This is a genomic window from Actinomadura keratinilytica, assembly GCF_039539665.1.
GTDB classification, from domain to species: domain Bacteria; phylum Actinomycetota; class Actinomycetes; order Streptosporangiales; family Streptosporangiaceae; genus Spirillospora; species Spirillospora keratinilytica.
The window spans coordinates 1-7,783 of sequence record NZ_BAABDO010000186.1; the positions used below are offsets into that span (position 1 = coordinate 1).

A 7,783-nucleotide genomic window follows, 5' to 3' on the forward strand; every position below is an offset into this window, starting at 1 on the left:
AGGCGCGGTTGTGGAGCGGACGGCCGTGGTCCTGGTGGATCCGCTGTCCGGCGGGGCCCAGTCCGAGCAGCACCAGCGTGCCCCGCGGAATGGTGACGCCGTCGATGGTGACGTCGCAGCGGGCGACCACAGGCGGGTAGTGCGCGATCGGCGGCCGCGCCCACAGCGTGTGGTGCACCGCGTCCGCGACTGGTACGGCCGCGGACATCACGTCGGCGTGAAGCTGGGGGTCGGTGAGGAGTTCCGCGACCGTGTTGGCGATGAGGTTGGCTGCGGGCTGGCTGCCTGCGCCGACCATCAGCACCAACGTGCCTGCAAGCTCGTCGTGGGAAAGCCCGCCGGGCCGTTCGACTAGGGCTTTGGTGAGCGGGCCGTGGCCGAGGCCCTGCTGGTGCCGCCGAACGGTGGCGTCCATGAGGCGCACCAGGTCGTCGGCCGCCCGACCCGCGTCGTCAGCGTCCCAGATCCGCCGCATGATGTCCGGCAGGCGCAACCGGTCCATCTCGTCCAGGCCGAACAGCCTGGACATCACGGTCAGCGGCAGCGCGACCGCGAACTCGCCGACCAGGTCGGCCTGACCGTAAGGGGCGAACCGACCGATCAAGTCCATGGCGGCCTGCTCGACGTGGACCCGCAACTGGTCCATGTCGGCCTCTTTGAGGGCCGCTTCCACAGGGGTGCGCAGCCGATCTGTTCGGGGCCCTCGGCGAACAGCATGTTGCGCCATTCGGAGATCATCGCCGCGATCTCCGAGTTGTCGACCAGGCCCCACCCGTTCCATCGAGTGGTTTTGCGGGTCCACCTCGTGGTGTCCCGGGAGAAGGACACGATCAGATTGTGATCCAGCACCAGCAGCGTGAGCACGCCGGGCTGGAGTGCCACCCACGCGACCCGGCCGCCCTCGCGGAGCCGCTGCCAGGCGGCCTCCGGGTCGGCGTGGAACTCCGGGCTGTACAGCTGGGCGTACGGGGGCAGGTCCCGCACGTCAGGGGGTCCGTCGTGGGAGGGGTGGCCGGTCATCCCACCGCCCCCGCGTGTTCGAGGGCGGTCTCAAGGCCCTGCGCCAGCAAGTGGGGCTCGGCGAGGACCATTTCCCCCTTGGGGGTGAGGTGCGGGGTCTGGATCCAGTGCCCAACCGTCACGGTGGAGCGCGTGACGTCGACGGCAGGGTGCAGGTCGTTGCAGGGGCCCTCCACCGTGGGCGCCGGGACCGCTACTTCTTCTCCCTGGTATAGGCAGACGGTGTGGGGGGCACTCCAACGCTGGGCGGTGCCGGGCGGCACGAGGAAGAAGAACAACACCTGGTCGTCGTCGTTCGGGCCGCAGAACACCGGCCAGGAACCGGTTTCCACGCCCTTGCCGAGGGTGTGTCCGTGGGAGAGGACCGCCCGCCCGAGCCGTGCGGGGGCTTGGACCGCCTCCCAGCGGCAGCCGGCGGCCAGTGGGGCCTCCGCGTCGCGGCCCCAGGCGGAAACGATCAGGCTGGCGTCTTCGCAGGGGCCGGCGAGGGCTTGGGCGATGTCGAGCCAGCCTGGTGGTGGATAATGTGACATAAGAAGTCGGATCTCCAGCATCCGGCGAGGCCCCGGGGCTTACCGCTGTTGGCGCAGCGGCCCGGGGTCGATTTCTTGTGTGAGTGGGCGCGGCCGTGTGGGGGGCCGCGCCCGGCTGAATCCGTTGGCCGTCTGGTCCTAGCCGCCGGTGGTGAGGGCGACAGCGGTGGTGGCCTGCTCCGACTCGTCATCGGGGTGTGTGACGCCGTGTCTCAGGAGCAATCTCAGCTGGGCCGGGTCGGCCAGACCATCCAGGCGGAGCCAGTACGGGCCTGCGGGTGAGGCACGCTCGGGGGACGGAACCCACAACCAGCAGGTTCGGTCAAGGCATTCGGTGCCGGGAACGTCCCAGGTGGCCGAGGTGTTGAGCGGCACGAAAACGTAGACGTAGCCGTCGACCGGGTCGCACATGGCACTGCCGCTGGGCAGCGCGTCGACCGCTCGGCGGCCCTGGTCGGCACCGACTTTGACGACGTCCCAGCGCATGCCGACGTTGAGCATGGCGACACCGGCGTTCTTCCACCAGTTGGTGACCCGGTCGTGGTCGTCGGCGGAGGCGAGCCATTCGAGCTCGGCCCGGTAAGCAGCCGTCAAAGACGGGGACGGCACGGCAGTCTCCTTCCGTGACGGGGAGTGATGAAGAGACTGCCGCGCCGTGGCGCCGGGAACTATACAGGTTGTATAGGTGTCGGTTCTTGACTCGGCGGGCGGATCAGATAACGCCGCTCCAGCGTGCGAAACCGGCGATGCTGTCGTGGCTGTTGCGGTCCGCGCGCACCAGCGCAGCGGCGGTGTGACGGGTTGTCGGGTGGAATCTGGTGTGGTTGGGGGCGATCTGTCGCGCTCTCTGCAGCGAGTTGAAGGCCGCGGCCTTGTCACCAGTGGCCAGCTGCGCGGCCGCCAGGTCGATGAAGTGGTGCGATCTGCGCTCCCCGGGGAGTTCCTCGGGGGGCTCGAAGCCGGCGGCGCTCTGCACGGCGCCTTCATCGTCGCCGAGTTCACGAAGCACATACACTTCGTGGATCTTGATGTTCGACGGGCCGAATGATGTCTCGTAGTAGATGCCGTCGACGTTCCTGGAGGCCGCCGCGATTTCCTCGGCCTCTTCTAGCGCGCGCATCGCTGGGTCGATCCGTCCCTCGCGTGCCTCGACCGCTGCGCGTTTGAGGACCACGCTGCCGAGCAGACCCCGGCTGGTGTCGTCGAACCTCCCGTCGGTCAGGCGGTGGATGCGCGACTCCAGCTGCTGCATGAGGCGGGTGGCGGCCTTCCACGTGCCCTGCCGGAGCATCGCCCCGAGTAGCAGGTAGTCCGCGATGAACTCCATGTAAGGGTCGGCCGAGCGGCTTGCTGCCCAGCGGACTCGTTCGATCGCGGTCAAGCTCAGGTCGTGGTACCCGAGCTTGTGGGCGAGGCTGTTGGCCGCTCGGTAGCCGAGGGCCAGCCACCAGAACGCCTTCTCCTGCTTGTGGCCGGTCGAGCTGAGCGCGACGTGAGTGAGCTCGTTGAGCAGGTCGGGCAGCAGCGCTCCCATGGGCGCGTACTGTCCGTCCCGCCGCATCCGTGATACGTGCTTCATCTCGGTGATGAGCACTTCCAGCGGACGAGGCGGGGTGTCCCGGTCGTCTGGGGTGTCGTAGCAGATCATGAGACGGCGCAGGTCCGGGATGACGGCCTGGACGCCGTCCTCGGCCTCGGCGCCGTTCCAGTACGGCTGCCCGTGCAGCCGCTCGGGGCCGACACGCAGCACCTGCGCCAGCTTGACGATCATGCTGGTGGACGGGGTGCGGGTGCCGTTCTCGTACGCATACAGCGTTGAGGTGGCGATGTTGGCTGCGTCGGCGACCTGTTGCGCGGTGAGTCCGCGGGTCTTGCGGGCTGCCCTGATCCGCTCGCCCACTGTCTTGAACTCGCTCAACTGTTTCCCCTTTCCGGCGCGAGTCATCGCGGCCTAGGGATTCAATGGGCGCGGTGTTAGCCTGCGGGGCAGGCCCTGCGCCCCTTGGAGGTGGACACGCCCTTCAGGCTACGGCGCAGGGCCACGCCACGTCATCGGGTCGTATGGAGCATTGCTCTTCCCCGTCCGTTTCCAACGGGCAGCCCAGTGACACCGTGGGCCATACGGCGAGCCACGGCGACTCAGGTTACTGTAGGCGTCGGCCACAAACGGTGATTGTTCCGTCACCGTCGAATGTCTGGAGTGCCCTTTGAATACGGCTAGCTCTGTGTCCCCGCGGATGTCGGGTCGCGGGCTGCGGTTGGTCGTCACCGGCGGCGGCACCGGCGGCCACACCTATCCGGCGTTGACCACGGTGAGAACCGTGCAGGCCCGGGTGGGCGCCGGGATGCTGGACGTTCTGTGGGTCGGCGCCGCCGGCAGCCTGGAGGAGCGGGTTGCCGAATCGGAGGGGATCAGGTTCGCTGCCGTGGCGACCGGGAGGATCCGCCGGGCCGCCAACCCGTTGCGCATGGTGTCACCCGCGAACATGCGGGACATGGGGCGTGTGCCGTTGGGGGTCGCGTAGGCCCGTTCGGTCATCGCCGAGCACAGGCCGGACGTTGTGCTGGCCACCGGTGGGTACGTCGCCGTCCCCGTGGGACTTGCGGCCTGGATGTGCCGGCGGCCGCTGGTGGTGCACGAGCAGACGGTCCGGCTAGGGCTGGCGAACAGGACGCTGGCCAGGGTGGCGGCCAGGGTCGCGGTGTCGTCGCCGTCCACGCTGGAGCTGTTGCCGCCTGCGTCACGGGCGACAGCGGTGGTGACGGGCAACCCGGTGCGGCCGAACCTGTTGGCGGGCGACCCTCGCAGGGGTGTCGAGGCGCTGGGCTTGCGCGGGTGCGACCCGCGCCGGCCGACCGTGTACGTCACCGGGGGTGCGCAGGGGTCGCAGCAGATCAACAGCCTCGTGGTGGAGATCCTGCCGTGGCTGCTGCAGCAGGCCAACGTGGTGCACCAGTGCGGGCCCGGCGACCTGGAGCTGTTGCGGCGGCAGACGGCGCGGCTGCCGGTAGAGGCGGCGGGCCGGTACTTTTTGACCGGGTACATGGGCGGCGAGCTGCCGGACGTGCTGGCGTTGGCGGACGTGGTGATCTCCCGGTCCGGGGCCGGGACGATCGCCGAGCTGACCGCACTGGGCAAGGCCGCGGTGCTGATCCCGCTGGCGTCGTCGGCCGGGAACGAGCAGGCTCACAACGCCCGGCACCTGGCGGACGCGGGCGCTGCGGTGGCGTTGCTGGGGGAGGTGTCAGCGGCGGATGTGCAGGCGGCTGCGACGCCGCTGCTGACCGATCCGGGGCGGCGGGCGGCGATGGCCGCGCGGGCACGTGACCACGGCCGCCCGGACGCGGCCGAGCGGTTGGCGGATGTTGTTCTGGCGGCCGCCCACGACACCCCTTGATAGGCGTGAGCATGCCCGGGATGCCGTGGGCGGGGACGTGGTTTCTACTGGTCGTTGACGGCCTTGGCGAGTAGCCCGGTGACGCGTTCGATCTCGCCAGCGGTCGGGCCGTCTCAACGCCTTGCGCGGGGTCTCGCTCTCGGTCACGGATTGCGCCCCGCTCGGCAGGGACTGTCCGCCTGCCGTGCGGGGCGCGCTCGCTGTCTATGAGCCTGTGACGATGTTGCCCGGGTCGTCCCGCCAGATGTGCTGACCCGTTGTGTCCACCGTCAGACCGAACCGGCTTCGCGGCGGGCTGCCCCAGCCGACCCAGCGCAGGTAGGCGTCGGCGACCTCGTCCCACAGCCGCCGCGGCCCGGCCTGGTGGACGAGGTGCTCCCGCGCGCCGGGCCGGTGTCGGCAGCGCGCCCAGGACGTCCCGGCGGTGTCGGCCAACAGCAGACACCAGCCGTCGCCGTCGCGGTGTGCGTCGCCCATCACGTCGGGCAGCATGCCGGCGATGGCGACGTCGGCGCCGTAGGAGTCGCCGACAACCGAGCGCGGGTCCAGCAGGGTCACCGTCTCCTCCGCCCCGGGCGCGGCGGCGGGGTCGTCCGGGACGTGCAGTCCGGTGCTGCGCTGGGCGCGCAGCATCATGTACGAGGCCGAGCCGTGGAACCGGCCGATGGCGCGGCCGTCGCCGACCGCCGCGAGGCGGACCTTGTGCCCTCCCTGCCACTCGGGCATCCAGGGGAGCACGATGACCCCGCCGGGGCGGGTCTGCTGCACCCACGCATACGGCACCGTGGTGACACCGCAGGAGACGTGCACCCGGTCGTAGGGGGCGCCGTCGGGTGCGCCGTCGGCGCCGTCCCCGATGATCAGCCGCGGCTTGTATCCGGCCGTGCGCAGGTTCGCCGCGGCCTGCTCGGCCACCGCAGGATCGACCTCGATCGTGGTGACGTGCTCGTCGCCGAGCCGGGCCGACAGCAGCGCGGCCGTCCACCCGGTGCCGGTGCCGATCTCCAGCACCCGGTGCCCATCCAGCGGGTACAGCAGTTCCAGGAACGCGGTGACGGCGCCGGGAGCCGACAGCGACGACGTCCACGCCCCCTCCCCGGTGGCGGGGTCGCCGTCGCCGTCGGCGACCTGGGTGATGATGGCCGCGTCGGCGTACGCGGCGTCCCACCACCCCCGGGGGTCGGCGTCCCGGTCGATCGCGTGCCCCGCGACCTCGGCGGGCCCGTCGGGCACGCACCAGGCCCGGTTGGGCACGAACAGGTGGCGGGGAACGGCGTGCAACGCGTCCCGCCACTCGGGACGGGTCAAATCCCCGGCGGCACTGAGCCGGTCGGCCAGCCGATCGATCAGTTCGACGGGCGCCGCCGTACCGCGGTCGGGGGAGGTGTTCACTTGCCGCGCTTTCCGCCGCCGCCGGTGTTGTCGTCGTCCTTCCTGTCCGGGGGGATGCCCTTCTCCGGGCGGTGGCGGTCGCCGCTGTTGTCGTGCTTGCCCATAGTCCTCTCCCGAGGCGCAGTCTTGTCGGACTACCAGGAAGAAAAGCACACGTGCACGGAGCGTGCTACCAGGGCTACGTACCTGTGACGCCTGCGTCGATCCGGTGGCGCTTGCGGCCGCGGTCACGGGTGTGCACGCCGACCTCCTCGGCACAGTGCACCGGCTGAGCACCCGCTAGGTGTGCTGTTCGGAGACGTTGGTGACAGGCGACACGCCTTGGGTGGTTCTTGAACGAGGCGAGGGCCTTCTGGTTTCGGTGTGGATTGCGAATCTGCACCGACGTCCAGGAGGCCCTCGTGTCCCACCGCAACGCCCCCTTGACCCCGACCGGACGCCTGCGCCCGGCCCGGTGTGTCGTGGAAGACGGCCGGCCGCTGCGCCGGGCCGCCGAACGCTTCGGCGTCAGCCACACCACCGCCGCACGGTGGGCCGCCCGCTACCGGCAGCCGGGCGCCGCCGGCATGCACGACCGCACCCGGCCGCCCGCATCACAGCCCCAACCGGACACCACCGCGCCTCGAGGCGCAGGTGCCCGCCCTGCGCCGGGCGCACCGCATCGGCCCACTCCGCCCGGCCGCCCGCACCGGCATCGCCCCCTCCACCGCGCACCGCATCCTGACCCGCCACGGCCTGCCGCCCCTGGCCGCCTGCGACCGGGCCACCGGCGAACCCATCCGCCGCTTGCGAGCACCAACGCCCCGGCGACCTGGTCCACATCGACGTCAAAAGGCTCGGCCGCATCCCCGACGGCGGCGGGCACAGGGTCCTCGGGCGCGCCGCAGGCCGCGTTGACCGGCACCGCGATGGGGCCGACCACATCTACCTGCACACCGCCCTGGACGACCACTCCCGCCCGGCCTACACCGAGGCCCTCACCGATGAGACCGCCGCCACCTGCGCCGCGTTCCCGGCCCGCGCCACGGCCTGGTCCGCCGCCCGCGGCATCACCATCCGACGCGTCCTGACCGACAACGCCTGGGCCTACACCAAGACCACCTGGCGCACCACCTGCGCCCAACTGGGCATCAGCCCCCGCTGGACCCGGCCCTGGCGGCCCCAGACCAACGGCAAGGTCGAACGCTTCCACCGCACCCTGCTCGAAGAATGGGCCTACCACCAGCCCTACACCTCAGAAACCGAACGACAGGCCGCCTTCGGCGACCGGCTGGACTGGTACGACCACCACCGACCCCACACCGGCATCGCAGGCCAAACCCCGGCCGACCGTGTCACCAACCTGTCCGAACAGCACACCTAGGGCGTGTCGTCAAAGTGTCATGGCCGCATCAGCAGGGCGGCCAACGTGACGGCGGCCTGGAAGGAACTGGCGGTCTT

Annotated in this window: 6 protein-coding genes and 2 pseudogenes; 2 read left to right on the top strand and 6 right to left on the bottom strand. The window is 70.7% G+C overall.

The window, feature by feature from the left end; genetic code table 11:
* The 5 genes from ABD879_RS31110 to ABD879_RS31130 all read right to left on the bottom strand — a co-directional run.
* Positions 1 to 646 (bottom strand): cytochrome P450 family protein (locus ABD879_RS31110; RefSeq protein WP_486303743.1); only part of this gene is annotated, 646 nt, incomplete at its 3' end.
* The gene (locus ABD879_RS31115) at positions 601 to 984 is read right to left on the bottom strand and encodes a hypothetical protein (RefSeq protein ID WP_345025337.1); all 384 of its coding nucleotides are present in this window, start codon (positions 982 to 984) and stop codon (positions 601 to 603) included. The genes ABD879_RS31110 and ABD879_RS31115, both read right to left, overlap by 46 nt.
* 32 nt (positions 985 to 1,016) lie before the next feature.
* Positions 1,017 to 1,574 carry a hypothetical protein gene (locus ABD879_RS31120; protein WP_345025338.1) on the bottom strand — a complete coding sequence of 186 codons (558 nt, stop codon included), beginning with the start codon at positions 1,572 to 1,574 and terminating at the stop codon, positions 1,017 to 1,019.
* A 117-nt stretch (positions 1,575 to 1,691) separates the two neighbouring features.
* Positions 1,692 to 2,162 carry a hypothetical protein gene (locus ABD879_RS31125; protein WP_345025340.1) on the bottom strand — a complete coding sequence of 157 codons (471 nt, stop codon included), beginning with the start codon at positions 2,160 to 2,162 and terminating at the stop codon, positions 1,692 to 1,694.
* A gap of 103 nt (positions 2,163 to 2,265) precedes the next feature.
* Complete coding sequence (locus ABD879_RS31130) at positions 2,266 to 3,471, bottom strand: helix-turn-helix domain-containing protein (protein ID WP_345025341.1); 1,206 nt, start codon at positions 3,469 to 3,471, stop codon at positions 2,266 to 2,268.
* A gap of 319 nt (positions 3,472 to 3,790) precedes the next feature.
* On the opposite strand from ABD879_RS31130, the pseudogene ABD879_RS31135 reads away from it, so the two are divergent.
* A pseudogene (locus ABD879_RS31135) lies at positions 3,791 to 4,951 on the top strand (UDP-N-acetylglucosamine--N-acetylmuramyl-(pentapeptide) pyrophosphoryl-undecaprenol N-acetylglucosamine transferase).
* 204 nt (positions 4,952 to 5,155) lie between these two features.
* On the opposite strand, the gene ABD879_RS31140 reads toward ABD879_RS31135, so the two are convergent.
* Complete coding sequence (locus tag ABD879_RS31140) at positions 5,156 to 6,343, bottom strand: methyltransferase domain-containing protein (protein ID WP_345025342.1); 1,188 nt, start codon at positions 6,341 to 6,343, stop codon at positions 5,156 to 5,158.
* A gap of 401 nt (positions 6,344 to 6,744) precedes the next feature.
* Here ABD879_RS31140 and ABD879_RS31145 point away from each other — a divergent pair.
* A pseudogene (locus tag ABD879_RS31145) lies at positions 6,745 to 7,706 on the top strand (IS481 family transposase).
* The last annotated feature ends 77 nt before the right edge of the window (positions 7,707 to 7,783 follow it).

Coding starts and splice junctions, on each gene's coding strand:
- ABD879_RS31120 (WP_345025338.1), bottom strand. CDS start 1,574: ATGCTGGAGATCCGACTTCTTATGTCACATTATCCACCACCAGGCTGG.